At 63.6% G+C, this 25,599-nt stretch carries 21 protein-coding genes; 7 read left to right on the forward strand and 14 right to left on the reverse strand.

What is annotated here, in order from left to right:
* Positions 1–47: 47 nt before the first annotated feature.
* From G3N58_RS07135 to G3N58_RS07150, 4 genes are all read right to left on the reverse strand, one after another.
* A complete protein-coding gene (locus tag G3N58_RS07135; protein WP_167048570.1) occupies positions 48–485 on the reverse strand; it encodes an SET domain-containing protein-lysine N-methyltransferase in 438 nt (145 codons plus the stop codon).
* Positions 486–841: 356 nt separating this feature from the next.
* Positions 842–1,639, reverse strand: a complete 798-nt coding sequence (locus G3N58_RS07140) for an alpha/beta hydrolase (RefSeq protein WP_167048572.1) — start codon at positions 1,637–1,639, stop codon at positions 842–844.
* Positions 1,640–1,810: 171 nt separating this feature from the next.
* Positions 1,811–3,049 carry a porin gene (locus tag G3N58_RS07145; protein ID WP_167048574.1) on the reverse strand — a complete coding sequence of 413 codons (1,239 nt, stop codon included), beginning with the start codon at positions 3,047–3,049 and terminating at the stop codon, positions 1,811–1,813.
* A gap of 215 nt (positions 3,050–3,264) precedes the next feature.
* Entirely contained in the window at positions 3,265–4,593 is a 1,329-nt protein-coding gene (locus G3N58_RS07150; RefSeq protein ID WP_167048576.1) for an MFS transporter, read from the reverse strand.
* Positions 4,594–4,711: 118 nt separating this feature from the next.
* Between G3N58_RS07150 and G3N58_RS07155 the strand changes: the two genes are divergently transcribed.
* Entirely contained in the window at positions 4,712–6,460 is a 1,749-nt protein-coding gene (locus G3N58_RS07155) for a gamma-glutamyltransferase (protein WP_167048578.1), read from the forward strand.
* A gap of 70 nt (positions 6,461–6,530) precedes the next feature.
* On the opposite strand, the gene G3N58_RS07160 is transcribed toward G3N58_RS07155, so the two are convergent.
* The 5 genes from G3N58_RS07160 to G3N58_RS07180 form a co-directional block, all read right to left on the reverse strand.
* Positions 6,531–7,229, reverse strand: a complete 699-nt coding sequence (locus G3N58_RS07160; protein WP_167048580.1) for a GntR family transcriptional regulator — start codon at positions 7,227–7,229, stop codon at positions 6,531–6,533.
* A 79-nt stretch (positions 7,230–7,308) separates the two neighbouring features.
* The gene (locus G3N58_RS07165; RefSeq protein ID WP_167048582.1) at positions 7,309–8,064 is read right to left on the reverse strand and encodes an aspartate/glutamate racemase family protein; all 756 of its coding nucleotides are present in this window, start codon (positions 8,062–8,064) and stop codon (positions 7,309–7,311) included.
* 32 nt (positions 8,065–8,096) lie between these two features.
* A complete protein-coding gene (locus G3N58_RS07170; protein WP_167283395.1) occupies positions 8,097–9,383 on the reverse strand; it encodes an FAD-dependent oxidoreductase in 1,287 nt (428 codons plus the stop codon).
* Between the two features lie 22 nt (positions 9,384–9,405).
* Positions 9,406–11,100 carry a thiamine pyrophosphate-binding protein gene (locus G3N58_RS07175; protein WP_167048586.1) on the reverse strand — a complete coding sequence of 565 codons (1,695 nt, stop codon included), beginning with the start codon at positions 11,098–11,100 and terminating at the stop codon, positions 9,406–9,408.
* Between the two features lie 657 nt (positions 11,101–11,757).
* Positions 11,758–12,477, reverse strand: coding sequence for a MarR family winged helix-turn-helix transcriptional regulator (locus G3N58_RS07180; protein ID WP_167048588.1), 720 nt, complete (start codon positions 12,475–12,477; stop codon positions 11,758–11,760).
* Positions 12,478–12,523: 46 nt separating this feature from the next.
* Here G3N58_RS07180 and G3N58_RS07185 point away from each other — a divergent pair, with 46 nt between their 5' ends.
* The 5 genes from G3N58_RS07185 (at position 12,524) to G3N58_RS07205 (ending at position 17,821) form a co-directional block, all read left to right on the forward strand.
* A complete protein-coding gene (locus G3N58_RS07185; protein ID WP_167048590.1) occupies positions 12,524–13,381 on the forward strand; it encodes an alpha/beta hydrolase in 858 nt (285 codons plus the stop codon).
* Positions 13,382–13,426: 45 nt separating this feature from the next.
* A complete protein-coding gene (locus G3N58_RS07190; RefSeq protein ID WP_345889870.1) occupies positions 13,427–14,554 on the forward strand; it encodes a porin in 1,128 nt (375 codons plus the stop codon).
* A gap of 112 nt (positions 14,555–14,666) precedes the next feature.
* A complete protein-coding gene (locus G3N58_RS07195; protein WP_167048591.1) occupies positions 14,667–15,995 on the forward strand; it encodes an MFS transporter in 1,329 nt (442 codons plus the stop codon).
* A 55-nt stretch (positions 15,996–16,050) separates the two neighbouring features.
* A complete protein-coding gene (locus G3N58_RS07200; RefSeq protein ID WP_167048593.1) occupies positions 16,051–17,151 on the forward strand; it encodes an LLM class flavin-dependent oxidoreductase in 1,101 nt (366 codons plus the stop codon).
* A gap of 52 nt (positions 17,152–17,203) precedes the next feature.
* Complete coding sequence (locus G3N58_RS07205) at positions 17,204–17,821, forward strand: NAD(P)H-dependent oxidoreductase (RefSeq protein ID WP_205998854.1); 618 nt, start codon at positions 17,204–17,206, stop codon at positions 17,819–17,821.
* 161 nt (positions 17,822–17,982) lie between these two features.
* On the opposite strand, the gene G3N58_RS07210 is transcribed toward G3N58_RS07205, so the two are convergent.
* The 4 genes from G3N58_RS07210 to G3N58_RS07225 form a co-directional block, all read right to left on the reverse strand.
* Positions 17,983–19,362, reverse strand: coding sequence for an MFS transporter (locus tag G3N58_RS07210; protein ID WP_205998855.1), 1,380 nt, complete (start codon positions 19,360–19,362; stop codon positions 17,983–17,985).
* Between the two features lie 47 nt (positions 19,363–19,409).
* Positions 19,410–20,549 carry an iron-containing alcohol dehydrogenase PsrA gene (gene psrA, locus G3N58_RS07215; protein WP_205998840.1) on the reverse strand — a complete coding sequence of 380 codons (1,140 nt, stop codon included), beginning with the start codon at positions 20,547–20,549 and terminating at the stop codon, positions 19,410–19,412.
* Positions 20,546–21,394, reverse strand: a complete 849-nt coding sequence (gene phnX, locus G3N58_RS07220) for a phosphonoacetaldehyde hydrolase (RefSeq protein ID WP_167048599.1) — start codon at positions 21,392–21,394, stop codon at positions 20,546–20,548. The genes psrA and phnX overlap by 4 nt, the downstream gene beginning before the upstream one ends.
* Positions 21,395–21,827: 433 nt before the next feature.
* Positions 21,828–22,430 carry a TetR/AcrR family transcriptional regulator gene (locus tag G3N58_RS07225; RefSeq protein ID WP_167048601.1) on the reverse strand — a complete coding sequence of 201 codons (603 nt, stop codon included), beginning with the start codon at positions 22,428–22,430 and terminating at the stop codon, positions 21,828–21,830.
* 92 nt (positions 22,431–22,522) lie between these two features.
* Between G3N58_RS07225 and G3N58_RS07230 the strand changes: the two genes are divergently transcribed.
* Positions 22,523–23,818: a YbfB/YjiJ family MFS transporter gene (locus G3N58_RS07230; protein ID WP_346778245.1), complete on the forward strand. Its 1,296-nt coding sequence runs from the start codon at positions 22,523–22,525 to the stop codon at positions 23,816–23,818.
* A gap of 291 nt (positions 23,819–24,109) precedes the next feature.
* Here the strand turns inward: G3N58_RS07230 and G3N58_RS07235 are convergent, their stop codons facing one another.
* Entirely contained in the window at positions 24,110–25,588 is a 1,479-nt protein-coding gene (locus G3N58_RS07235) for an NAD-dependent succinate-semialdehyde dehydrogenase (protein WP_205998841.1), read from the reverse strand.
* Positions 25,589–25,599 lie beyond the last annotated feature (11 nt).

Here is a 25,599-nt window from a genome sequence, read left to right on the forward strand (position 1 = left end):
GCCGCCGCCTTCCGGTCGAGGCGCGCGGCGAAACAGATCGGTCGGGTTCAGGCCAGGTTGAGCATCGTGCCACGGCAATCCTTGGTGTTGCAGTGGCATGCGTAATCGTTGCGCGCCTCGTCGGCTTCTTCGGGCGGTACTTCGAGCGAGTAATCGATAAACAGCTCCTCGCCTGGCGCAATGTCGCGGATCGCGTCAATGTAGACGCGACCGTCTTCTTCGGCGGCTTCACAGTTTGCCATGCACGCGTGATTGAGCCACCGCGAGCCATTCCCGCCGCGGCCGCCGTCGATCACGCGTCCGTCGGACAGGCCGAACAGGAACGTGTGCCCGCTCTCCTCGCGTTTCGCGTAGTGGCGGGCGGCTTCCCGCCACGAGGTCACCAGACCTTTGTACTCGAAGATGCGCTCGCCCGTGGAAATCGCCCGAAGCGCAAAAACGCCCTTTCCATGAACAGAGGATTGCCGTACGGAGACACGCTTCATACCGGGCCACGCGAGGAGGAGAGAGGCTCCGAGTATAGCCGGAGGATAAGTCATTGGGCGGCATTTGAATCGTGCGAAACATGAGCATCGTCATGCGGTGTCCGGATTCGTCCATTCCGCCGATGTCCACTATTTTGGATATTTAAGCATTGCCGTGGACGTACTCGTACTTTCGCCTTGACGATGCGACCGGCACCCTGACTTTGGACATTCCTTCGTGTCTTCCGTATCCGTTGGGCGCGCAATCGTAACGCGCACGACAGACAACGCCGCGTCTCTGCCTTTCGCGGACCTCGACGCAACGATTGCGCGCGACGTGACGGCGTGACGCCGCGCGCGGGTGTTGCCTGGGCCCGTCAGGCGGTTTGGCGCTTCAGGAAGCTTTCGACGACGGTGGCGAAGTAGGACGGACATTGCTGCATCGGGTAATGGCCGCTGTCAGGAATAACGTGCAGCTCCGCGTTCGGATGCCATGCGAGAAAGGTGCGCTGCATGGCCAGCGCATCGAGCCCCGGATCTTTGTCGCCAATCATGACCAGGAAAGGGGTTTCGAGTCCCCGTACGTCGTCGACGAAATTTGCCGTGACCAGCATGTCGAGGTATTTCCTCCGGCAGGCTGGCGCTACGGTGTCGCGGTTATATTGCACCTTGCTATCGACCCACTCGTCGGAAAGCCCGCCGGAGACGAACTTGAATAACCGCCGAAGGGCGTTGTCGTCCTCTACGGTGCTGGCAAAGAAAGTCAGGGCTTCCGGACTCAACCGGTTTCCGGCAGCGGAAACCGGACACACGGCGATTGCGCTGATGACGCGAGAAGGCGCGTCTGCCGCGAGGCGCTGCGTAATCATCCCGGTCATCGAGTGACCGATTACGTGGAAGTGCGGCCAACCGAGCCGATCGGCGAGCATGAGGCAATCGGTGGCAATTTCCTCCAGGGTGAATTCACCCGTCAATGCGATGGATTGCCCGTAGCCGCGCAAATCGGCGAAAACGTAGGTGAACGCATGACCATCGAGCCAGGGTATGACTGCATCGTAGCTGGCGTGGTCCCCGAGCCAGTCATGCATGACCAGTACATGAATCGGGCCCTGGCCGTACTGTACATAGCCGAGGTCGGCGTCCGAGCCCGGACGGATTTCAAGGGGTACTTTCATTTCAGGGTTCCATTCAGATGGCGGAACCAAAACGAAACGCCCTCCCGGCGAACCGGGAGGGCGTTTTGAAAGTGAAGCCATGCTATCAATCGCTCGAACGAGAGTCAATAGGCGGGCATGCGTTTCCGTACGACAGCAGTGGCTGGAATTTTGAAGCAGTGGGGTCGACAATCAGAACCGGTGCGTAATCCCTATGCGTAGCGCAAGCTGGTGGTTGCTTGCCGATGGCGTTTGCCCGGTCAGATAAGCAACCGCCGGCTGACCGAGCGAGTCGGTTCCACTCGCATGCTGATAAACGACGATGAAATACACGTCGGTACGCTTGGACAGGAAATAGTCGGACCCTGCTTGCAGCTGGTGATACAAGGCTCCGCTCCGGTTTTCGGCGCCGCTTGCATTCGTATAGATATAGGCGACGCCGGCGAGCCATGCAGGCGTTAGCTGATATCTGCCGTTCACTTCGACGTTGTTAAACCGCGCATTGCCTGTGTAACCAAGCGGATTCGGCCCGCTCGTGGAGCCGAGTCCGCGAAACTGCACGTTTGAGTAAGTCAGTCCCAGCGTTGCGCTACCGATCTGATACGAACCCGCTGCACTGATGATCTGCAACGTGGAGGCCGATGCATAACCGGCATAGATGGGATTGGACTCCGGCGTCGTTGCCGACCCCAGCGAGCCAAGATTGTTGCTCGCGGCAGTCGTACCGTTATTGGGATTGCTGCCGTAGAACCCCAGGTTTGGATTGCGAGCGTTCAGGTAGGCCATCCCAAGTCCGAATGGACCGTGCGTATACCCGCCGCCCAACGACCACACCTGGTTACGGGAAACACTGCCGGGCACCCCGCCGAAACTGTATAAACCGCCGAACCGTAGCCCGGAATAATCGTTGCTGGCGAACTTCACGGCATTGTTGATGCGTCGGGTGTTCAATGCGTTGTCGACGTCGCCGGCGTGGGCACCCATGTATCCCGCCCATTGCGCTCCAGACTGGAATAACTGGGTATAGTCGACCACGGAGTCATATTGACGTCCCAGTGTCAGGGTGCCGTATGAGCTTTGCAATCCGACGAATGCCTGGCGTCCGAACTCCGCGCCACCTTGCGCCAAGGCGCCGTTTCCAATGCTGAAGCCGTTTTCGAGTACGAATACCGCCTTAAGTCCACCTCCCAGATCCTCGACACCCCTGATTCCCCATCGGCTACCGCGAATACCGCCCGTCGCGCCATCCTGGAACGAGTATTGGTGATTGCCTTGCGGACCGCTGGCGGGCCGTGCGGTTTGCACGTTACTCGTGAAATTGATGCCGGCGTCGATCAGTCCGTAGAGCGTGACACTGCTCTGCGCAAAGGCTTGCGCGCTATATCCGATCGTCGCTAACGCAACGACTGCGGGTAGTTTTTGAATCTTCATTCGCGTCTCCTTGAGTTGTCGTCTTTCTGGAATTGAATAATCTTATTCAAATATCTATAAATTAGACATACTAATTATCTGGAAGAAATTTTTAGCGAAACGGTTTCGGCGGTTGACGTTAAGCCATGTCGAAACATCGTCGACATGACTGGGCATCGACTCGCCGGGCGGAGAGCGTCCTGCGTCACGTTGCACGCCTTGCCGCCCAGGCGGCATCAGCGTATCCGCGCATTTGCCACATGGCGTCGGCGCCCGAACGGCCATTCGCCGCGACGCCAGCCCACCGCTGAGAGCGCGGCGCCGCTGATCAGCGCCGCCATCAGCACGTAATAGCTCGGTGCCAGCGTGTCGCCCGTGACGCCGATGACCCAGGTCACGAAGAAGGGGGAGAAGCCGCCGAATAACGTGACCCCGAGGCTGTAGGAAAACGACAGGCCGGTCGAGCGCGTTTCGACTGGAAAGATTTCCGATACCAATGCCGGCATGGGTCCGGAATAACCCGCCTTGTACAGTCCGGCGATCACTTCCAGCCCGAGCAGCCAAGCCATGGTCGGGTGGTATTTGAGCCAGAGAAACATCGGATAGACCGAGACGGCCATTGCCATCGCGGTAGTCAGCATGACGCGTATGGGGCCGACGCGATCCGACAGCGCTCCCATGACGGGCGACAGCGCGAACTGGAGGAAGCCGTTGAGCGCCACGATGCCGAGCGATTGCGCGGCCGGCAGGTGCAACTGCCTGACGGCATAGAGCGGCATGTACAGTTGCAGCACATAGGTCATCACCGTGGAGAGCGCCACGATGCCGGTAGCGATCAGCAGCTTGCCCGTCTGTCCGCTGCCGGCGGTGCGCGACCGCGGTGTCGTGCGTGCGTGGACGGCGAGAAATTCCGGCGATTCTTCCAGCCGACGGCGGATGTAGTAACCGACCGGTCCGATCAGCAGACCCAGTGCGAAGGGTACCCGCCAGCCCCACGATTGCAACTGCTCCGCGCTCAGTGCGGCGGTCAGCGCACTGCCGATGGAGGCGGCAAGGATGGTGGACATGCCCTGGCTGGAGAACATCCAGCTGGCGGCATAGCCGCGCTTGTCCGGATTGTGTTCCACCATGAAGGCGGTGGCGCTGCCGTATTCCCCGCCGACCGCGAAGCCCTGGAGCAGGCGCGCGCACAGGATGCCGAGCGGCGCGAACAGGCCGATCCGGCTGTAGCCGGGCATCAGCGTGATCACCAGCGTGCCGGCGGTCATCATGAAGATCGATAGCGTGAGCGCCGCCTTGCGGCCGCGACGGTCCGCGTACAGACCCAGCACCACGGCGCCGACCGGCCGCGTGACGAAGGAGACGCTGAAGGTGCCGATCGACAGCAGCAGTGACACCCACTCGTCGTGCACCGGAAAGAACACTTTCGCGATGACGCTGGCGAAGTAGCCATAGACCAGAAAGTCGTACCACTCCAGCGCATTGCCGATCGTCGCCGAGACGACGATGCTTCTCAGACGCGCACGACTGGTTGCGGCAGAGGCTCCGCCGTTGTTTGATTGCATGTCCTTTACCCTTGCACGAGTTGACGTATCGAACAGCGTAAATTAGTATCCATGTATGTATTGTTGTTTGGATACATTATTGTGTCGATTACATCCAATAGCAACCGAGGGTTTTCCCATGGCAACCGTCGAGCTTCCGTCCGCTGCTGCCGTACGCGGGATCGATAGTTATCGCCCGCCCGTGACGGGCCGGCGTCATGCAGTAGTGGCCGGCCACTATGGTGCCGCGCACGCGGCGATGCGCGTGCTGGAAGGCGGTGGCAACGCGGTCGATGCCGGCGTCGCGGCCGGCATTGCATTGAGTGTGTTGCAGAGCGATCTGGTCAGCATGGCCGGGGTTGCACCGATCCTGATCTATCTGGCCGCGCGGCGCGAGGTGGTGTCGATCGCGGGCCTGGGCGGCTGGCCACGGGCGGCGTCGGCAGAGTATTTGCGGCGCGAGCATGGCGGGCGCATCCCCCCGGGGGTGCTGCGGACGGTGGTGCCGGCCGCGCCCGCGGCGTGGATCACCGCGTTGCGGCACTACGGCACGCTGTCGTTCGGCGACGTGGCGCAGGCCGCCATCGGTTTCGCGCGCGATGGTTTCGCCATGCATGCGCTGATGGCCGAAACCATCCGCGAGCACGAGGACGGCTACCGCCGCTGGGAGGCCAATGCGCGCATCTATCTTCCAGGCGGTCGTCCGCCGGCGGTGGGCGAGCTGTTCGTGCAGGCCGATCTTGCGCGCACGCTGCAGTTCATGGTCGACGAGGAGCGGCGGGCGGCCGGCCGTGGCCGTCTGCATGGTCTCGCCGCCGCGCACGACGCGTTCTATCGTGGCGACATCGCCGCGGCCATGCTGAGCTATCACCGCGAGCATGGCGGCTGGCTGGCGGCGGAAGATCTGGCGTCGTTCGACGCGGAAGTGGAGCGGCCCGTCATGGTCCGCTACAAGGGATACGAGCTCTATAGCTGCCCGCCATGGTGCCAGGGGCCGATCCTGGGACAGACGCTCAAGGTGCTCGAAGGCGTGGATCTCGCCGCGCTGGGACACAACAGCCCGGCCTACGTGCACACCGTGGTCGAGGCGCTCAAGCTGACGTTCGCCGATCGCGAGCGATACTTCGGCGATCCGCGCTATGTCGACGTGCCGCTGCAGCGGCTGCTGTCGGACGACTACACCAGCCGCCTGCGCGCGCGTATCCGCGCCGATCGGGTGTTCGACGGCATGCCGGCGGCGCAGCCGCTGGAGAGCGGCGTCGACGTGTCCGCGCTGGACACCTCGTACGTGTGCGTGGCGGATCGGCACGGCAATCTGTTTTCAGCCACACCGAGCGACGCGACCTGCGAGAGCCCGATCATTCCCGGCACCGGCATGATGCCGTCCAGCCGCGGCGCGCAGTCGTGGACCGATCCGGGGCATCCCTCGGTGCTGGCGCCCGGCAAGCGGCCCCGGCTCACACCGAGCCCGATGATCGCGTTCGGCCCTGCGCATCCCGACGACGTACACGGCGAGCGTGGCCGCCGCGCGCTGCCGTTCGGTTCGCCGGGCGGCGACGTGCAGATCCAGGCCATGCTGCAGGCTTTCCTGAACGTCGTCGATTTCGGCATGGACCCGCAGCAGGCGGTGGAAGCGCCGCGCTTTGCCACTTACGGCTTCCCCCTCACGACCGATCCGCACGCGTATACGCCGCGCAAGATCAAGCTCGAGGCACGGCTGCCGCCGCAAACCGGCGACGCGCTGGCTCAACTCGGGCACGGGGTGGACTGGTGGCCGCAGTTCGGCTGGAAGGCCGGCGGCGCCTGCATGATCGTCAGCGATCCCGAGCGGGGGGTGTTGACCGCCGGTGCCGATCCGCGGCGGCCGAGCTATGCGCTGGCGTGGTAGGCATGCACCGAACGCGATGAGCGCCGTCGTGCCGTGCGGCCATGACGGTCGTTACCGCCTGCCGCAGCCGCTATGGCTGCTGTAGATAAATACGCGCGAGGCCAGCGGTGATGGCGTCGACGATCTGGTCGGTGCGGTGCGTAATATGAGTGCGCAGCAGCGCCACGCACGCATCGGCGTCGCGTTTGCGCAGTGCCGCAAGGATCTTGCGATGCTCGGCCTGGGTGTGGTCGCGGCCGATCTTCTCCATATTGATCCAGCGGATGAAGCGTATCCGGTGATTGAGATTGATCAGGATGCGCATCAACTCGGCATTGCCGCTCGCCCGCGCGATGCGCTCGTGGAACGCTTCGTCCAGTTCGACCAGATGCGATGCCGACGTGTCGGCCGGCACGCCGGCACTGGATTTGAGAAACGCGTCGATCTCGTCGAGCGCTTCGTCCGACGCGCGCTCGGCGGCCAGCCGCGCGCATTCGGCCTCGATCGCACAGCGTGCTTCATACAGATCCAGCGTTTCCTTGACGTCCAGTTGCCGACGGCTGTAGCCGCGGCCCGATTCGACCAGAAAACCTTCCTGGGCCAGCCGGTAGAGCGCTTCGCGCACAGGCGTGCGGCTCACGCCCAGACGTTCCGCCAGATCGACTTCGTTGAGCCGTTCGCCGGGCTTCAACTCGTACTGGATGGCCATGTCCCGCAGACGGCAGAAAACGTCCTCGGCAATATTGACCCGGACCGGTGGCGTTTCCCGAGGGGCGGCTGTTCGCGGCATGACGTGAGGTGCCCGCAGGCATTATCCAAAGCTGTATACATTAATGAGCCGCGGGCGTCCGGTCAACTTGCTGGCCGCTTCAGAACCGGCGTGGCGCGAGGCCGAGCTGGAACCAGCTGACGAGGCTGTAGATGTCGAACACCGGCAAACCGGTCGCGCATCGTACCGCGTTCGCGTACGGGCACATATTGGTGCACTCCAGTACGATGGCGCCCACGTCCGGATGGTTGCGCGTCAGCGTGATGGCGGCCGTCACGACGTCGCGCTCGGCCAGGTCGCGATCGAGCGTCAGTTCGTTGCCGAGGATGACGCGCGAAAACTCGGCGCCCTCGTCGGTGCCGGCGATCGGCGTATCGGGTGGCACGCCGGCCGCGCTCAGATGGCGCTGCGTGAGGGTCGCCGACGAGATCGTCACGATGCCCACCCGTTTGCCCGGCGCCAGCGTGCGGCCGACCTGGGCGACCTGCAACAGCGAGGAAGTCAATACCGGGACCGGTACGGCTTGCTGGAGCTCGCGCTGGAAAAGCGCGAGGAAGCCGCAGTTGGTGGTGATGCCTTCGGCGCCGAGATCCACCAGTTCGCGCGCGGCGTCGATAAAGCGTTCCAGCGTGCCGCTCGCCTCGCGCAGCACGACGAGGTCGGGCGAGGCACCCTTGACCACCTTGTAGAGCACCGGGAACGGCCAGGTCGTGGCATTGCCCATGTCGCCCGGAATGCGCGGGAAGCGTGCATCCAGCATCAGGATGCCGAGCGGTGCGCCATAGACGGATTTGCCGCCATGGTAGAACCGCTCGGCCGTGCTGGCGGAAGAAACAGCGTGTCTGTCTGAGGACATGGGGTGACTCCGTGTCGGTAAGAGGCGGTGCTTCAGCGGAAGCGGTCGATCGAGTAGGGGGCGAGGTCGATGGCGGCCGGCCGGCCGGCGATCAGACTCGCGACGAGCCGGCCTGTGACCGGCGCGGCCGTGAGGCCGACGTGACCGTGGCCGAACGCATAGACGGCATTGGCGTGGCGGCGGGAGCGGCCGATCACCGGCAGCGAATCCGGCGTACTGGGGCGAAAGCCCAGCCAGCGTGCCATATGCGCGCTGCCGTCGCGTTCGGCGCCGGGTGTCAGCCGTGGGTACATGCGGCCAAGCAGCCGGGCCAGCAGATCGGCGCGGCGCCAGTCCGGCGCGGCGCGCAAACCGGCCAGCTCGACCGTGCCGGCACAGCGGACCCGGCCGTGCATGGGCGTCACCACCACCTTGCCTTCGCCCCACATGACCGGCAGGCGCGGACCGGCCTCGGTCTCCGGCGTTTCGACGTGATAGCCGCGTTCGGTGTCGAGTAGCACGCGGTCTCCCAGCGTTCGCGCAAGCGGACCCGACCAGGCACCCAACGCGATCACCACCGCTTGCACGGGCAGCGTCTCGCCGGTCAGCACGACTTCCGTGACCGCGGAGCCATTGCTACGTAGTCCGGAGATTTCCGCGCGGCGAAACTCCACGCCGCGTGTCGCCAGCCAGTCGGCGATGCGGGTCAGGAACTCGCCCGGATCGGTCAGGTGCGCATTGCCGGGCATCAGATAGCCGCGCGTGAAGACCGGTGCGAGGTCGGGCTCCAGGTCGCGCAGCGCGGCGGTATCGAGCGTCTCGACGGCGATGCCGTGATCGGTTCGCAGGCGTATCGCGCGCTGGTCGGCCGCGTGGCCTTCCGCGGTCGAGTAGACCACCAGGTTGCCGCGATCGTGCAGCAGGTCCCGCGCGCCGGCTTGCGCTGCCAGCGCCTGCCAGGCTTCGACGTTGCCGGCCAGCAGGCGTTGCAAGGCGGCGGCCGAGGCCTCGACGGTCGCGGCATTGCCCGCCCGCACGAAGCTCGTCAGCCACGGCAGCATGCGCGGCAGCCAGGCGGCGCGCAGCACCAGCGGACCATCCGGCTGCAGCAGCCAGCCGGGCACTTTCCGCACCACGCCCGGCATGGCGACCGGAATGATCGACGACGGGTTGATACAGCCTGCGTTGCCCAGCGAGGCGCCGCCCTGTGCCGGCGCCGCACGGTCGATCACGACCACCTCGTAGCCGGCTTCGTGCAGCGCGGCGGCGGCGCATAGGCCGACCGCGCCGGCGCCGAGCACGGCGATTGGCCGGTTGTCTGTCCTGATTGCGTTGTTCATGTTCCGGTGGCCCGTGCGTCGCTCAGCCCATCCACTGGCTGACCGGCGCGGCGGTTTCCTGGAGCGGCTGCGTGATGATGTCGACCAGCGCCGGTCCGCCATGTGCGATGGCGGCGCGCAGCACGGCATCGAGCTGTCCGGGGTCCTCGACTTTCCATGAGGCGACGCCATAGGCGGCGGCTACGCGCGCATGGTCGGTGCGGTCGAAGTCCACGGAGAAATAGCGCTCCTCGTAGCCGGCTTTCTGGCTGGCCTTGATCCAGCCGTAGACGGAATTGGAGAACACGATCATCAGCAACGGTACCTTGTGGCGCACCACGGTTTCCAGTTCGCCGACAGTAAAGCCGAAACTGCCGTCGCCCATGACCGAGACGACCTTGCAGCCCGGGCGCCCGATCGACGCACCGACGCCGGCCGCCATCGAGAAGCCGAGCGCGCCGTGCGCGCGATTGGTGATGAAGTGCCGGCCGGAGTGCGCGGCCGAGAAATAGGCGGAGAAGTAAGGGCAGGGGGTGCCGGGGTCGGCCACCACGATGGCGTCGTCGGGCAGCAGGCGGTTCAGTGCGTCGACCACGCGCTCGGGCTTGATCGGCGTGTCGTTCGACGCGGCCAGCTGCAGGAAGGCTTCCGACTTCGCGTGCCGCGCCGCCCGCGCGAGCGCATGACCGTCGCTGGTGTCGCCGCGCCGTTGCGGCAGACGGTCCCGTACTTCCTCGTTGAGGATTTGCAGCGCCAGCAGAGCGTCGCCCACCATGCCGACCTCGGTGCGGTAGTTGGTGCCGACCACCATCGGGTCCGAATCGATATGCAGGATGGGCACCGACGCATTGGGCACCTTCCAGTGTTCGGTGGAAGTCGAGCCGGCACGGCAGCCGATGATGAGCACGACATCCGCGGCGGCCAGCACCTCGCGGGTGGCGAGCACGCCGCCGTTCGAACCGACGACGCCGACGTTCAGCGGGTGGGTGTCGGCGAGGCTTCCCTGGCCGCTTACCGTGGTGCAGACCGGCGCATTGAGCGCTTCCGCCAGTTTTTGCAGCTCGGCGCAAGCACCGGCGATGACCACGCCGCCGCCGCAGAGTATCACCGGGGTGCGGGCTGACAGCAGATGTTCGGCGGCGCGTACCAGGTCGTCGCGTGCCGGGGCGGTGCGCATGGCCGGAAAGCGGTCGTGACCCGGCTGGGCCCACAGGTCCGGGTAATCCATTTCGTGTTTCTGTACGTCGTACGGCAGGCATAGATGAGCCGCGCCCGGCCGGCCGGTGGTGGCTGCGCGGAAAGCGCCGCGCACCGCGCCGGGAATCTGGTCGACGCGGTCGATGGTGGTGTTCCATTTGGTGAGCGGACGGTATAGCGCTTTCTGGTCGAGCTCGGTCAGCGGATAGCGGCCGCGCGAGCCGACCGAGACGTCGGACGTGATGCCGATGACGGCAATCGACGACTCGTTGGCTTCCACGAGTCCCGGCAGCAGATACGTGGCGCCGCCGCCGCTCGGGCCTTCGCATATGCCCACCTTGCCGGTGACGCGGGCGTAGCCGTCCGCCATGTAGGCGGCGCTACGCTCGTCGCGGGTCAGAATGTGCTGCATGCCGTGATCGAGGCGGTGAAGCGCGTCGTAGAACGGCAGGCTGGTGTCGCCGCACAGTCCGAATATATGTTTGACGCCATTGAGTTGCAGCATGCGCACCATGGCTTCGGCGCCGGACAATTTACTCATGAACACTCCTCTGGACAGGTAGGCTCCGGAGCGTCCCCCGGCGTTTGGTATTCAATACTATATCCAAATTTGGATACATACAAGGATAAGGCGTATCCCTTAGATGTTCGGTTCGCTTGGGTGGGGATGCGGAAACTGCGGGGGCGTGCCGGACTGACGAAGGCGGGCAAAGGCGCTTCGAATTTGACGGGCAAAAGAGATAACTCTGGAATCCGAAGCGTTGGGTCCTGGTAGTCTGCGCGGGAGTCGCCCGTCGCGGGCGCCATGAAGGAAGAGATCAGACGCCTCCGGCAGCAAGGGGGCAGCGCGCGGACTCAAGCGACGAAATTGTCTGCATGACGGGATCGCGTCGATTGAATCGGCGATCCAGCAGGCGACAGCCGCGCTATCGGAGTTGATGTTCGGTTCCGGGAAAACCGGTGCCGTGATGGGCGGGCAGGCTTGAATGATGTGCCGGTCAAGCCGGGCGGGAGACAGCGCGAAGAGCGGTGCCCAACAATGTCTTGATCGCCCGTGGTGAATGGTAGAGAAGGCGTTGCCCGGGACTCGGTTGGTTGTGCGATTCCGCGTGTTGGCGAACGAAGCGATCCGCCTCGCTCTCCAGCCGGCGCGCAATCACGACTCACGACCGATCAAGCCGCAATAAACCGGTGCGATTCAATTTGCCTCAAGACTGCTGATCGTTTTCTTCAGCAACATCATGAGCGTCTCGGTCTCCTCAGGCGTCAGATGAGACGTCCCCCTTTGGTAATGCTTCCATGCAAGTTGCCAAAGGTTCTGATAAAGATCCTCACCGCTTGCGGTGAGCGACAGGCTCAGGTATCGGCTGTCCGATTCCCGCGCGGCGCGCTCGATCAAGCCGCGCTCGTGCAATTGATCGACGACCCGGCTCAGCGTCGGCTGGTCGATCGCGGTTTTCGCCACGATTTCCCGCAGCGCCAATCCCGGCTCGCCGTGCAGCACGGCCAGCGCGCGCCATTGCATGACCGAAATATCGAGCTTGCGCAGGTCTTTCCTGAATTGCAGGTTGAACAGGCTGGCCGCGTGGTTGATCAGATACGGCACGAAGCGGTCGGTGAAGTACGAGGCGTCGGGCGGTATGTCGGCGCGGCCTGTCTTTTCCTGTGATGAATGAGGCCCCGTGCTTTGGGGCGCCGCCGTCGCGCCGCTCTCCTTTTTTCTGCCGCTCGAACGATTTCCCTTTGCCGTATTCATTGCTTTTTCTCCTCGAGGAAACATCCCGCTGGTGGTTTCCGGCCGGTCTTTTCGCAACGCTATGCGCGGCCCGTTGACATGCAGAAATTGGTGGCCTAAGGTGTGTTCACATACATATGAAATTACATGTATTTTCCATGTTTCTGCCGGCTGATGCAACATCGGCACGCTTCGGCGTGATGTCATGCTAACTATTATGGGGACAAAAATGGGGGAAGCAGGTTGGCGCGGCGCTCCCGCCGCGTGGCCGGTCACATTCGTGCCGGGCGCGCCGAGGATCGCTTTTTCGGAGCGAGGCACAGGAGAACTCGTTCTGTTTCTGCACGGTATCGGTGGAAACCGTTCGAACTGGTATCGGCAACTGGTTTCGATCGGCACCTTCGCGCACGCGGTCAGTTGGGATGCTCGCGGTTATGGCGCGAGTGACGACTATGACGGCAAGGTGACGATCACCGACTTCGCGCACGATGTCCTGCGGCTCATCGATCACTGTGGCGCGGCTCGCGTGCATCTGGTCGGGCTGTCGCTCGGCGGGCGCATTGCGCAGCGCTTTACGCTGCAGTATCCGCAGCGCGTTGCCTCGTTGACGCTGGTCGACACGCGTCCGGATACGCGCGACACCCGCACGCCGGAAGAACGGGAGGCTTTTCTCGCTGCCCGCGCGCAACCGCTTCTCGCGGGCAAGACGCCGGCCGACATCGCGCCGGCGGTTGCGCGCGGTCTTGCCGGTCCGAAGATTACGGAAGCCGCGCTCGATGAACTGGTCGCCAGCATTTCGATCCTGCGTACGGACAGCTATCTGAAAACCATCGAGGCCAATCTGAACGACGATTTCGTCGGCGACCTGTCGCGGATCGTCGCGCCCACCCTCGTCATGGTCGGCGAGTACGACACGCTGACGCCGCCTGTGCTGGCGCAGGAACTGGCCGCCAGCATTCCCAACGCGACGCTCAAGGTGATTCCCGAATCGGGTCACCTTTCCAACATCGAGAATCCGGAGCAATTCGATCTGAGTCTGATGCAATTCCTGCAATCCGCTTTCAACCGATCCTCTCGCGTTTCCTGACACATTAAATTAAATCGTCGTTTTCCTGACATAAAAGGATGCTTCGTGAAAATTAAATTAGGTATCTTAATTTATTCGATTTCGATGATCTCGACGAGCGCCTGGGCGCAGAACAGCGTCACGCTGTACGGCATCATCTCGACTGGCATCGGGTATGTGAGTAACGAAGGCGGAAAAAGTGCTGTTCAGATGTTCAGTGGTGCAAATCAGAACAACCGGTGGGGATTGAAGATTCACGAAGATCTCGGCGGCGGGTTTGCCGCAGTCGCCCAGCTCGAAAACGGGTTCAGCTCGACCAACGGCTCGCTCGGGCAGGGCGGCCGGATGTTCGGGCGGCAAGCGTTCGTCGGCCTTGGCAGCGACCGCTACGGCACCGTGACCTTCGGCCGTCAGTACGACATGATGTGGGACTACCTGGACCGCTACGAACCTCAGGCGTTCGGTCCCGGGTTCGGAACCACCTTTGGGGATAGCGACAACGTCGAAGGGAATTTTCGCTACAGCAATTCGGTGAAGTACGTCAGCCCCAATTTCAGCGGGTTGACCTTCGAAGGTCTCTACGCGTTCAGTAACAGCGCGGGCAATTTTTCGCAGAATCAGGCGTGGAGTGCCGGCGCGGGTTATGACAATGGCCGTTTTCGCTTCGCGGCCGCCTATCTGTATCTCGATCGGCCGGGTGTGGGCAATCCCAACGGCGCGGTGACGGACGACTATGCCGGCGCGCCGTTCGCGCTGTTCCATACGAGCCCGCTAAACAGCACGGTCGGCGTCAAGCATCAGGAGGTGGCGGCAGTGGGCGGGCTCTACCGGTTCAGTGCATTGAGCGTCGCCGGCATGTACTCGAACGTGCATTTCACGTATCTCGACAATAGCGGCGTCAACCTGAACAACTTCGACGTGATCGGTCTTTACCAGCTCACGCCGGCCTTGACGGTCTCCGCGGCGTGGCTCTACACGAGCGGCAACTACCAGGGTGTCAGCGCGAATCCCCATTGGCACCAGGGCCAGGTCAGCGTCGACTATTTCCTGTCGAAGCGTACGGACGTATTTGCCTTTGCGAATTATGTGAGAGCGTCCAACGGGCCGCTGGCGCCGGCCGTTATTTTCCAGGCCTCGCCATCGAGTTCGCGTAACCAGCTGCTGCTGCTCGGCGGAATGCGACACCTGTTCTGATCGTTGCCCGATCGTTGCGTTAACCGCCGCGCGGGCGGTCGTGTGCAGGCGGTTCTGATTTGCCGGCTCAAACCACGGCGGCCGTCATGGTCGCCGTTATCTGGAGATTGGTATGGAAGTATCGGAAACGTTGTCTGGAGGCAGGGAACGGTCCGTTTCCCTGCAGGGGCGTGCATTGCAACGCATCGTCATATCGAGCGCGCTCGGCAATGCCCTGGAATGGTATGACTTCTTTCTGTATGGCACCACGGCCGCGCTGGTGTTCGGGCAGATTTTCTTTCCGAAAGGAACGCAGCCGCTGGTTGCTGCGCTGGGTGTTTTTGGCGGCTTTGCCGTCGGCTTTCTGGCCCGCCCGTTTGGCGGCGTGATCTTCTCGCACATCGGCGATCGCTACGGGCGCCGTGCCGCGCTGATCTGGACGCTGACGTTGATGGGCAGCGCCACGTTTCTGATGGGGCTTCTTCCGTCGTACAGCCAGGTCGGCATCCTCGCGCCCATGTTGCTGGTTGCGTTGCGGATCGTGCAAGGGCTCGCGGCCGGCGGCGAGTGGGGCGGCTCGGTGCTGATGATTACGGAAAGCGCGCCGTCCGGCAAGGTCGGTTACTTCTCTGCATACGGGCAGGCCGGCCTGAGTCTGGGTTTCCTGTTGTCGGCCGCGGCGGTATGGCTCGTGCGGCAACTGCCGGAAGCCGATTTCATCGCATGGGGATGGCGTATGCCGTTTCTCGCGAGCATCGTGGTTTTCTGCCTTGGCATTTACATCCGCCGTTTCGTTCCCGAGACCCAGGCGTTCAGGGAACTCGCCGCACGCGGCGGCCGGGCGAAGCTGCCGGTGCTGCAGGTTCTGCGCGAGCATCCGCGAGCGGTACTGACGGCCATGGGCCTGCGGGTGGCGGAAAACGGCAGCTCGTACGTCTTCGTCGCGTTTTCGCTGACCTTCGCGAAGTTCGCGCACGTGCCCGACGGGCAGGTGCTCGGCGCGATGATCCTGTCGTTTGTCTTGCAATTGCCCGTGATCGTATTGATGGGGCGGCTTTCCGATCGCATCGGCAGTCGTCCTATCTATCTGTTCGGCACCCTGACGATGATGGCATTTGCCTATCCGTTCTTCCATTTCGTCAGCACCGGCAGCCCGGCCTTGACGCTGCTCGCGTTTCTACTCGTCAACACGATCAGCTACGCGGCGCTGGTTGCGACACAGCCGACGTTGTTCAGCAGCTTTTTCGGCACGAGCATGCGCTACTCGGGCCTCGCGCTGGGGCATGAGATCGCCGCAATCTTTAGCGGAGGATTGTCGCCGTTCATTGCCACTTCGCTGCTCGTCTGGTCCCACGCGTACTGGCCGGTGGCCGCCTATCTCGTCGTCCTCGGCCTGATTACGACCTTCACGGCCCTGACGATCCGCAAGGGGCCCACCCCCGGCGAGCGAGAATCTGCTTGACAGCGAAGATTAATGACATAACATATGTAAATACATCTAATTGAGGAGACTTCAGATGTCAGCTTCGCAGGTCGAATTTGGGTTCATGATTGCCGCGTCGGACGTCGAGCCGACGCCCGATCTCGAACTGTATCGCCACATGATCGACGATGCCCGTTTTGGTTACGAAGCGGGTTTCCGTACGGTATGGACTCCGGAGCATCACTTTTCGAGCTATTTCCCCACGCCCAGCCCGTTGATGCTGATGTCGAACATCGCGTCGCGCTGTCCTGGCTTGGGGCTCGGTACGATGGTGCTCGTTACGCCGTGGCATAACCCTGTGCGGCTTGCGGGCGAGATCGCGATGCTGAGCCTGATGTCCGACGCGCCGCTCCATCTCGGCCTTGGCCGCGGTGCCGCCCCGCTCGAATACGATGCGTTCGACCTGAAGCTCGAGAATGCGAAGGCCCGCTTCCAGGAAGTCTGGGAAGTACTCGATCTGGCCTTGTCGGGCAAGCCGTTCACCTATGAAGGCCAGCATGTGCGCGTGCCGCTGGAAGTGCGGCTGCGCCCGGATGCACGACGCGAGAACATCAACTTCTACGGCGCGATTGGCAGTCCTGATAGCGCGACGAAGATTGCCGAACTCGGTTTGCCGCCGATTTCCAACGGTACACTGCCTCTGGCCGTGCAGCGGAAGGTGCTGAGCACCTGGCATGACGTCACGCTGCAACGCGGCGGCGATGTGGACGTGACGAAGCCGGTCGCCATCAGTTGCATCATTGCGGACAGCGACGATGAAGCCGAGGCGCTCGCGCGCAAGTACATGCCGCGCTGGTTCGAACTGCAAGTCGAGCACTACCGGCCGGATGAAGGCGGATTCCCGTCGATTCCCGACTATCAGTCGTTCGCGGCTGTTCACGAACGCCGTGTCTCGATGTGCAATCCTGACAATCTCGGGCCCTTCAATCGTCTGCAACTGTTCGGTTCTCCGGCAACGGTCTGTGAGCGCGTGCAGGAATATCTCGACGTCGGTTTCAATCACCTGATCGTGATGGCGGCAACGCCGGGTATCCCGCAGCAGCGCCGGCGCGAGTGGCTTGGCCGCTTCGCGAGCGAAGTGGCGCCGCACTTCTCCGCGGAATTCGCGCAGCGAGCCCGCCTGGCTGAAGTCTGATGGCGAGTTCATCCACGAGAACCCCGTGCTTTGCCATCTGGAGAAAATCATGATGCAGCCATTCGTTCCTCATATCGTCGGCATAGGCGGCACACTCAGATACGGGTCGAGTTCCGAGCGGGTCGTGCGCGCCGTGCTGCGCGAAGCTCAAAGGCTCGGTGCGTCGACGGAAGCCATCGTCGGTCCCGAACTGGTGATGCCGATGTATTCACCCGAAGCCCTGGAGCGCACACCGCAAGCCATGCGTTTTCTGGAGGCACTGCGGCGCGCCGACGGGGTGGTCATCGCTTCGCCCGCCTATCACGGCTCGGTATCGGGACTGGTGAAGAACGCGCTCGACTACACGGAAGACATGCGCGACGACGAGCGAAGCTATTTCAGTCAGCGTGCGGTAGGGTGCGTTGCCTGTGCAGGCGGCGTTCAGGCGGGCGCTTCGACGCTCGCGACGCTGCGCTCGATCGTGCATGCGCTGCGCGGATGGCCGACGCCGCTCGGCGTCATGCTGAACACGTCGCAAACGCTGTTCAATGCCGAAGGCGTCTGTGTCGATGTCGCGGCGACGGAGCAATTGCGTATTATGGCCGGCGAGATCGTTATGTTCGCGAGAGCGAACGCGAGTGCGAGAGAGGAGCGGGAAGCTCTATCCGAAGTGTCTTGCGAGTCGGTCTAGCGGTTCGCGATAGACCGATAGGTCCCGCCGCATTGCACAGCGTATTGCACAGAAATATAGTCAAGATTCCAGATAAAAAAGAGCCGCACGCAAAAGCGCACGGCTCTTCAGAACATCGGGAATAAAGGCTCGGCGAAAGCAGCGCCGGCCCATCATCGCACTCAGCCCGCCGCGACCGTCTGCAATCCGTTTTCCGCGGTCAACGCATCCAGGCTGCCCTGCTCCAGCGACACATTGCGTGTTTCGCGTCCTTTCCACCACCAGAGCGCGGCTGCAACCGGCCCCGGTGCCGCGATCACGAACAGCGTGGTCAGCGCGCCGGCCGGCGTGCCGGTCGAGGAGAAGGCGCTGGTCAGCAGCAGCGGCGTAATCATCGCGCCGACGCGGCCGACCGCCACCGAGATGCCGAGACCCGAAGCGCGCAACCGCGTCGGCAGGATTTCGGAGGACACCACGTAGGCCGAGATATAGGCCCAGGTCACGCCGAACTGGATCAGGCAGTAGCCGATCACCATGCCCGCCAGCGTATGCGCCATGTAGACCACGAGGATCGAGAGCAGCGTGAAGGTATAGCTCACGAACAGCGAGGAGCGGCGGCCCCAGGCCTCGACCAGAAACGACGCGGTCAGCCCGCCGAGCAGCGCGGCGAGGTTGCCGTACGCGTAGTAGATCGGCATCGACCCGGCCGGCACCTTCATGTACGGCAGGATGACGAGCGCCATCAGCGACAGCACGCCATACACGACCGCCGCCTGCGAGAAGTTCAGTGCGCTCGCGAGGCCGCACGGCGCGCGGTACTTGCCGAGCAGTTCGCCGACGTTGCGCCAGAACATCGGATGGGCCGGCACGATCGTGGTCGGTTCAAAGCGGCGCTGAGCGGCCAGCGCATCGGGGCCCGTCGCGGCCGCCGCGATCCTCGTGACGATCGCCTCGGCTTCCTCGACACGACCCTGCTGCAACAGCCAGCGCGGCGATTCCGGCACCACGCGGCGAATCCAGAAGAAGATCAGCGCCATCGTCGTGCCCAGACCGAAGCCGACGCGCCAGGCGATGCTGGCCGGCAGGTGATTCAGCACGAAGTACGATACGCCCGCTGCGATCAGCGCGCCGAGCGGAAAGCCCGACAGGATCAGCGAATCGGTCCGGCCACGATGCTTGCGCGGGATGAACTCGCCCATCGTGGCGGTGATGGCCGAGTATTCGCCGCCGACCGCGAGCGCGGTCATTGCGCGGAAGAACAGGAACGAATCGAAATTCCACGACACCACGGTCGCAACGCTGAAGAGCGCGTACCAGAGCAGCGTCGCGAGGAACAGGCGCTTGCGGCCGAAACGGTCGGCGAGATAGCCGAATGCGATCGCGCCGACCAGCATGCCGAACACCCAGATGCTCACGGCCAGCGAGCCCTGTGTCGAACTTAGATGCCAGTACGACTGGATGCCGCCGAACACGCTGCCGATGATGTTGGTCTCGAACGAATCGAGTGCCCAGCCCACGCCGAGCGCAGCGATGATGAGCGTGTGGAAGCGTGTCCACGGCATGTTGTCGAGGCGCGCGAGCGCATCGGTCGAGATGGAACGTTGCGTACTCAAGACAATCTCCTGGAGGGGGCAATCGGCGGAACCGATGCGAAATCGAATTTCGGAAAGTGGCTGCGGCTGCCGATGAAGTTGCGCCCGCGCGCGCCGTCGAACGCCTGATCGACGATTGCGTACCATTCGCCTTCAGCGAGGCCGTACGAGCCCGGATGCGTGGCGACGCCGAGCGAGTCGAGAAAGGCCGCGAGACGTGCGGGCGCGGTTTGCGTGTCGCCGAAGATTTCGGCGAGCGCGGCGTCGCAGGCCGGATCGGTGCCGAGCGCGGCCTGCATCACGGCCGGCAGCGTGAACGAGCACGCGATGCCATGCGCGACGCCGTGCGACAGCGTGATCGCATACGAGATGTTGTGAGCCAGCGCGGTACGCGTATTCGAGAACGCGAGACCCGCGCGCAGCGCGCCGAGTGCCATTGCGCCGCGTGCCTCGAGGTCGGACGGATGCGCCATCACACGCGGCAACGCGGCCATGATCTCGCGTGCCGCATGGATCGCGAGGCCGCGCGTGACCGGGCTCGCGTGCACGTTCCAGATACTTTCGAGCGCATGAGCCAACGCATCGAGACCGCTCGCGAGCGTCGGACCTTCGGGCAGACCGACCATCAGTTCGGGATCGATCAGGACTGCTTCCGGGTACAGATCCTCGCGCGACAGCGACAGCTTGCGCGCATTGTCCGGGTCCCAGACCGTGGCCCAGCAGGTCACTTCGCTGCCGGTGCCGGCGGTGGTCGGAATCGCGATGATCGGCAGCGGGTTCGCCGTCGCGGGGCCGCCCGCGCTCAGGTAGGCGTAGACCGGGTTGAAGTCGCCGCGCCCGGCGGCCAGCACCTTGGCCGAATCCATGACCGAACCGCCGCCGAGCGCGACCAGCACCTCGGTTTCTTGCGGCAACGCCTTGAGCTGTTCGCAGGCGCGGCGCAGCATGCCGACCGACGGATTCGGCTCGACCGAATCGATGCGCAATTGCGCGGGACCGGCGATCGCCTCGATACGCGCCGAGAGGTCGGCGAACACCGCGTCCGGATAGGTGACGATCACGTAGCGGCGGCCCGCGATGGCCTGGCCGATCTCGCCGAGCGAGGCGGCGCCGAAGCGCACGCGAACCGGGTTGTGGAACTGCCAGGCGCTGTTCACGGACGCTCTCCGGCGGCGAGCAGCGCCTCGATCGCGTCGATCACGGCCGGCAGATCGGCGATGGTATCGATCACGAAGTGCGCGCCGGTCCGTTCGAGCTTCGCGCGCGCGGGCGTCAGATGCGCCTGCTGTTCGGCGGGGCTCAGCGCGGTCCACTCGGCGAGCGACAGGCCCACTTCGTTGCCGCTCGCGGCGATGCCGACCGCCCACATGCCCGAGGCCAGGCCGGCCAGCAGGCCGGTCGGGCTGTCGTCGACTACCACGGCGCCGCGCACATCCGGCGTCGCGAGCGCGAGTGCGTTGGCGAGGATCATGTCGGGGAACGGCCGGCCGCGTGCAACGTCGCTGACCGTGCTGACGAAGTCGGGCTTGTAATTGCGTTCGGCCGCGAGCGGAATCAGGTTCTTCATGACTTCGCGCGGATAGCCAGTGGTGCTGCCGACCGCGATGCCGCGCGCGCGCAGATGCGCGATGGTGTCGATTGCGCCTGGGATCAGGTCGGCGTATTTCGCGACGTTGATTTCGTCCACACGCAGGAACTCCTTGTACAGCGCATCGACGTCGGCTTCGTTCGAGGCGTGGCCGGTGTGCGCCTGCCAGCGGGCCTGCACGTCGGCCTCCTTGAGGATCAGCGCGATGTGCTCGCGCTTGGCCGCGCCCATCGGCGCGCGCGCTTCGGCGATCGTGATCGGCACGCCGGCGTCGGAGAAGACCTGACGGAACGCCTCGACCGGGGCAATGCAGCCGAAGTCGAGCACGGTGCCGGCCCAATCGAAAATGGCAGTGGTAATCGGACCGCGGTACTGACGGTGCGACGCGTTCGAGGTCAGTAGACTGGGTTGCATGGCGGTGTCCTTTTTGAAGAGGGCTGATGAGTCCATGCAGAATAGATTTGTCGCGTGACGCTCGTATGATCGAAATACCGGGTTGAATTCGTTGAATCAACCGAAAAAATTGATCGATTGGCCGTATAACGCGTATACGGATACGTGCGTTGCTCGCCGTCGTGCGGGGCTATTGGGCGTGGGGGTGGCGTGCCCGGCGGCCGCGCGGTAAATCGCGGGCCTCGGGCGCCATGCGTGTTCGCCGCCGCGGGACAGCGGCGAACACGTGCACGGCGTGCGGAATGTGCTGAAGATTGATGCGGCGGGGAGATATCACATCGTTGGCCATCGGCATGATCGATGGCCTGTCGCGCTCAAGGGTTCCGGTCAGAGCCGGCATTCATTCCCGATAAGCGTGAGTGTGAGCGTGCTGCGCAAAGTCAGGAATGGTTTTTCAACGACGGGGCCGGCTGTCAAACAGCAGTTCGATCAGCGAATCGGCGGTATGCCGCAGCCGCTTGGGGTCCTGGTACACCCGTTCGATCACCACGATTCCGCGCGTCAACGTCAGGACCAGCCGCGCGGCTTCCGCGGCCGGAATCCGCAGGTGCGCCGTTTTTTCGACCTTCGATAGCCGCTCCAGCAGAATTGTCTCGAAGTCATCGAGCAGCGACTGGATCGCCTCGCGTATCGGCGCATCCATGTCCTGCGTCTCGACCGCGGTCTTGGTGCTGAGGCAGCCGCGCGTGGGGGCATCCGCAGCGATGGTCGTCGTCATCGACGTGATGACGCAGTCGAAGAAACTCTGCAACGCGTCGCGGACCTTCGGCTTATCGAGCGACCGGCGGATTTGCTGCAGAAAGCGCTCCCGGTACAGATCGAACACGCGCAGGAACAGCGTTTCCTTATCGCCATAGGCGTTGTATAGCGAGCCCCGCTGGATTCCCGTGGCGGCGGCGAGATCCTGCATCGTCGTCGCGGCAAACCCCTTCTGCCAGAAGAGCGGAAGAGCCGTTTCGAGGGCCGCGCCCTCGTCGAACTGGCGAACGCCTGCCATGTCTTGCTCCGTGTCGTGAATCGGTATCCAGTCTGAATTTAATCTCATTCTTGACGTTGATGTCAAGTTTGTCTAGATTGTCAAAATTGACAATGATGTCAAAGACTGGTGGAGGCTTGGCTATCCGCCGGATTTCTTCCGCTTGCAAAAACACATTCATGACTTCCATGACAGGTTCACTCACGCCGGCGCAGATCGACCGAAGGCTCGTCTCGCGCTATATCTTCGCGGGGCTATGCGCCAGCCTCGTGAGTATCGGGCTGGCCCGCTTCGCTTTTACGCCGCTCATTCCGGAGCTCATTCGCGCGCACTGGTTTTCGACCGCGAGCGTGATCTATCTTGGCGCTGCCAATCTGGCGGGCTATCTGTGCGGCGCGCTTCTGGCCCGTCCGTTGGGCAGCCGGTTCGGCAAGGAGCGCACGCTGCGCGTGATGATGCTGATCATTACGGCCACCTTTCTCGCGTGCGCCTTTCCGTTGTCGGTCGGCTGGTACTTCGGCTGGCGAGTCCTGTCGGGCATCGCGGGCGGCGTGGTGATGGTGCTGGTCGCCGCCACGATTCTTCCGCACGTGCCGCCGGCGAGCCGGGGCATGGCGAGCGGTGCCGTGTTTCTCGGTCTGGGGCTCGGTATCGCAGGGTCGGGAACGCTGATTCCACTGCTGTTGAAACTGGGGCTGGCCCAGACCTGGATCGGTCTCGCCATCGTCTCGGCCATCCTGACGTCGGCGAGCTGGTTCGCGTGGCCGTCGGCGCGCCTCTCGTCGGAGACGCCCGCTCGGGGCGCGGACAGTCGGGCCTCGCGCGCGCATTTCGGATGGCGCGTCAATCTCCTGTACGCCCAATATGCGTTGATGGCGGCCTCTGTCGTCGCGCCCATGGTGTTTCTGGTCGACTTCATCGCGCGTGGGCTCGGCCTGGGCACGCATGAGGGCGCCATCTTCTGGGTGCTCTACGGGGTAGGCGCCATTGCCGGTCCGCCTCTCTATGGCTTTCTCGCGGACCGGATGGGTGCCCGGGCGGCCATCGGACTGGTATCGCTTGCGCAGGCCGTCGCATTGGCGAGTGTTTATCTGACGGGGAATGTGCCGGCACTCGGTGTGTGTGCCGTTGTCATCGGCACGTTTGCGCCGGGCATCGTTCCGCTGGCGTTGGCGCGCATTCATGAGCTGGTGCCGAAGAATGCGCATCGGCAGAACATCGCGTGGAGCAGGGCGACGATTCTGTCGGCCGGGGTCATGGCCGTTTCCGGCTACGCGTTCTCGGCGCTATTCAACGCAAGCGGCGGCAACCATCGTCTGCTTTTCCTGGTGTCTGCCTGTCTGGTGATGATGGCGCTGGCCTGCGAACTGGCGAACGGGTTCAGGTCCGCGGCGAAGGGGGCCGCCTGACGAGGCGGCGCGAACAGGCGGCGCGGCTTTCACATGGAAATTGGAGAGGCTGCGCTCATGCGGAGCCAGATGCAGAGCCGAAAAACGAGGGCTCGCGATTCAGGGCACACGGGGCTTTATCGCACCTTGTTTTTCCGGCCCTTTGAAGAACTTCGTTATTAATCGGCTGTGTATACCCGGCGTTTCCTGATTCAGAAGCTAACTCAGGAAACGCCAGGCATTGTCCGCACATCAGCAGCCAAAACGGAAATCAAAAAGATCCACCCAACTGCCGTAGCCAGTGAGCGCCCCTCAGGCGATCCCACCCATGCACAGGTATTTCATCTCGAGATAATCGTCGATCCCGTACTTCGATCCTTCACGGCCGAGCCCGCTTTCCTTCACGCCGCCGAAAGGCGCGACCTCGGTGGAGATCAGACCTTCGTTGATGCCGACCATGCCGTATTCGAGCGCTTCGGCAACCCGCCAGATGCGCCCGATGTCGCGACCATAGAAATACGATGCGAGGCCGAACTCGGTATCGTTAGCAAGGCGAATCGCTTCTGCTTCGCTCGTGAAGCGGAACACCGGCGCAACCGGGCCGAACGTTTCTTCGCGGAAAATCTTCATGGCCGGCGTGGCGCCCGCGAGCACCGTCGGCTCGAAGAACTGCGCGCCCGCCGCATGACCGTTGCCGCCGACGACAACCGACGCACCGTGCGCGAGCGCATCGTCGACGTGCTCGCGAACTTTCGCCACCGCGTTGCCGTCGATCAGCGGCCCGATCTTCGTGGCGGCATCGAGGCCGTTGCCGACCGTCAGCGCCCGAACCGCCACGCCGAGCTTCTCGACGAACGCATCGTAGACGCTGTCCTGCACGAAAAAGCGATTCACGCACACACAGGTCTGCCCCGCGTTGCGGAACTTGGCGGCGATCGCGCCCGCGACGGCCGCATCGAGATCCGCGTCGTCGAAAACGATGAACGGCGCGTTGCCGCCCAGTTCCATCGACGTTTTCTTGACGGTGGCCGCGCATTTCTCGAGCAGCACCTTGCCGATTTCGGTCGAGCCGGTGAACGAGAGCTTGCGCACGACCGGATTGCGGCACAGCTCGTCACCAATCGCGGCGGCATTGCCCGTCACGCAGGAGAGCACACCGCGCGGCACGCCCGCGCGCTCGGCGAGCACGCATAGCGCGAGCGCGGAGAAGGGCGTTTGGCTGGCGGGCTTGAGCACGATCGTGCAGCCGGCGGCCAGCGCGGGACCGATCTTGCGCGTGAGCATCGCGGCCGGGAAGTTCCACGGCGTGATCGCCGCGCATACGCCGATCGGCTGCTTGAGCACGACGATGCGGCGGTCCGCCGTATGCGCCGGAATCGTATCGCCGTAGACGCGCTTGGCCTCCTCGGCAAACCACTCCAGAAAGGAGGCGGCATAGAGGATTTCGCCGCGGCTCTCGGCCAGCGGTTTGCCCTGCTCGCATGTCATGATGGTGGCGAGGTCGTCCTGGTTGTCGAGCATGAGCTCGTACCAGCGCCGCAGAATGGCCGCGCGTTCCTTGCCGGTCTTCGCCGACCAGGCCGGCAGCGCCGTCCGTGCGGACTCGATGCAGTGACGGACCTCGGTTGCGCCAAGACGCGGCACTGTGCCGATCAGCAGATCGTTGGCGGGATTGGTCACGGCAATCGCCGACGAGGCATCGCCGGCGTGCCATTCGCCCGCTATGAAACAGGCTTCGCGCAGCAGCGAAGGGTCGCGCAAAGGCGGCAGGGCCACCTGATTTTCTGACATTCCAGTCTCCA

Source organism: Paraburkholderia sp. Ac-20342 (assembly GCF_017104985.1).
Classification (GTDB): Bacteria; Pseudomonadota; Gammaproteobacteria; order Burkholderiales; family Burkholderiaceae; genus Paraburkholderia.

Bases quoted from the DNA above. Each gene is read 5' to 3' on its own strand.
- G3N58_RS07135 (WP_167048570.1), bottom strand. From the start codon at position 485: ATGAAGCGTGTCTCCGTACGGCAATCCTCTGTTCATGGAAAGGGCGTT.
- G3N58_RS07140 (WP_167048572.1), bottom strand. From the start codon at position 1,639: ATGAAAGTACCCCTTGAAATCCGTCCGGGCTCGGACGCCGACCTCGGC.
- G3N58_RS07145 (WP_167048574.1), bottom strand. From the start codon at position 3,049: ATGAAGATTCAAAAACTACCCGCAGTCGTTGCGTTAGCGACGATCGGA.
- G3N58_RS07150 (WP_167048576.1), bottom strand. From the start codon at position 4,593: ATGCAATCAAACAACGGCGGAGCCTCTGCCGCAACCAGTCGTGCGCGT.
- G3N58_RS07155 (WP_167048578.1), top strand. From the start codon at position 4,712: ATGGCAACCGTCGAGCTTCCGTCCGCTGCTGCCGTACGCGGGATCGAT.
- G3N58_RS07160 (WP_167048580.1), bottom strand. From the start codon at position 7,229: ATGCCGCGAACAGCCGCCCCTCGGGAAACGCCACCGGTCCGGGTCAAT.
- G3N58_RS07165 (WP_167048582.1), bottom strand. From the start codon at position 8,064: ATGTCCTCAGACAGACACGCTGTTTCTTCCGCCAGCACGGCCGAGCGG.
- G3N58_RS07170 (WP_167283395.1), bottom strand. From the start codon at position 9,383: ATGAACAACGCAATCAGGACAGACAACCGGCCAATCGCCGTGCTCGGC.
- G3N58_RS07175 (WP_167048586.1), bottom strand. From the start codon at position 11,100: ATGAGTAAATTGTCCGGCGCCGAAGCCATGGTGCGCATGCTGCAACTC.
- G3N58_RS07180 (WP_167048588.1), bottom strand. From the start codon at position 12,477: ATGTTGCATCAGCCGGCAGAAACATGGAAAATACATGTAATTTCATAT.
- G3N58_RS07185 (WP_167048590.1), top strand. From the start codon at position 12,524: ATGGGGGAAGCAGGTTGGCGCGGCGCTCCCGCCGCGTGGCCGGTCACA.
- G3N58_RS07195 (WP_167048591.1), top strand. From the start codon at position 14,667: ATGGAAGTATCGGAAACGTTGTCTGGAGGCAGGGAACGGTCCGTTTCC.
- G3N58_RS07200 (WP_167048593.1), top strand. From the start codon at position 16,051: ATGTCAGCTTCGCAGGTCGAATTTGGGTTCATGATTGCCGCGTCGGAC.
- G3N58_RS07205 (WP_205998854.1), top strand. From the start codon at position 17,204: ATGCAGCCATTCGTTCCTCATATCGTCGGCATAGGCGGCACACTCAGA.
- G3N58_RS07210 (WP_205998855.1), bottom strand. From the start codon at position 19,362: ATGCCGTGGACACGCTTCCACACGCTCATCATCGCTGCGCTCGGCGTG.
- phnX (WP_167048599.1), bottom strand. From the start codon at position 21,394: ATGCAACCCAGTCTACTGACCTCGAACGCGTCGCACCGTCAGTACCGC.
- G3N58_RS07225 (WP_167048601.1), bottom strand. From the start codon at position 22,430: ATGGCAGGCGTTCGCCAGTTCGACGAGGGCGCGGCCCTCGAAACGGCT.
- G3N58_RS07230 (WP_346778245.1), top strand. From the start codon at position 22,523: ATGATGTCAAAGACTGGTGGAGGCTTGGCTATCCGCCGGATTTCTTCC.
- G3N58_RS07235 (WP_205998841.1), bottom strand. From the start codon at position 25,588: ATGTCAGAAAATCAGGTGGCCCTGCCGCCTTTGCGCGACCCTTCGCTG.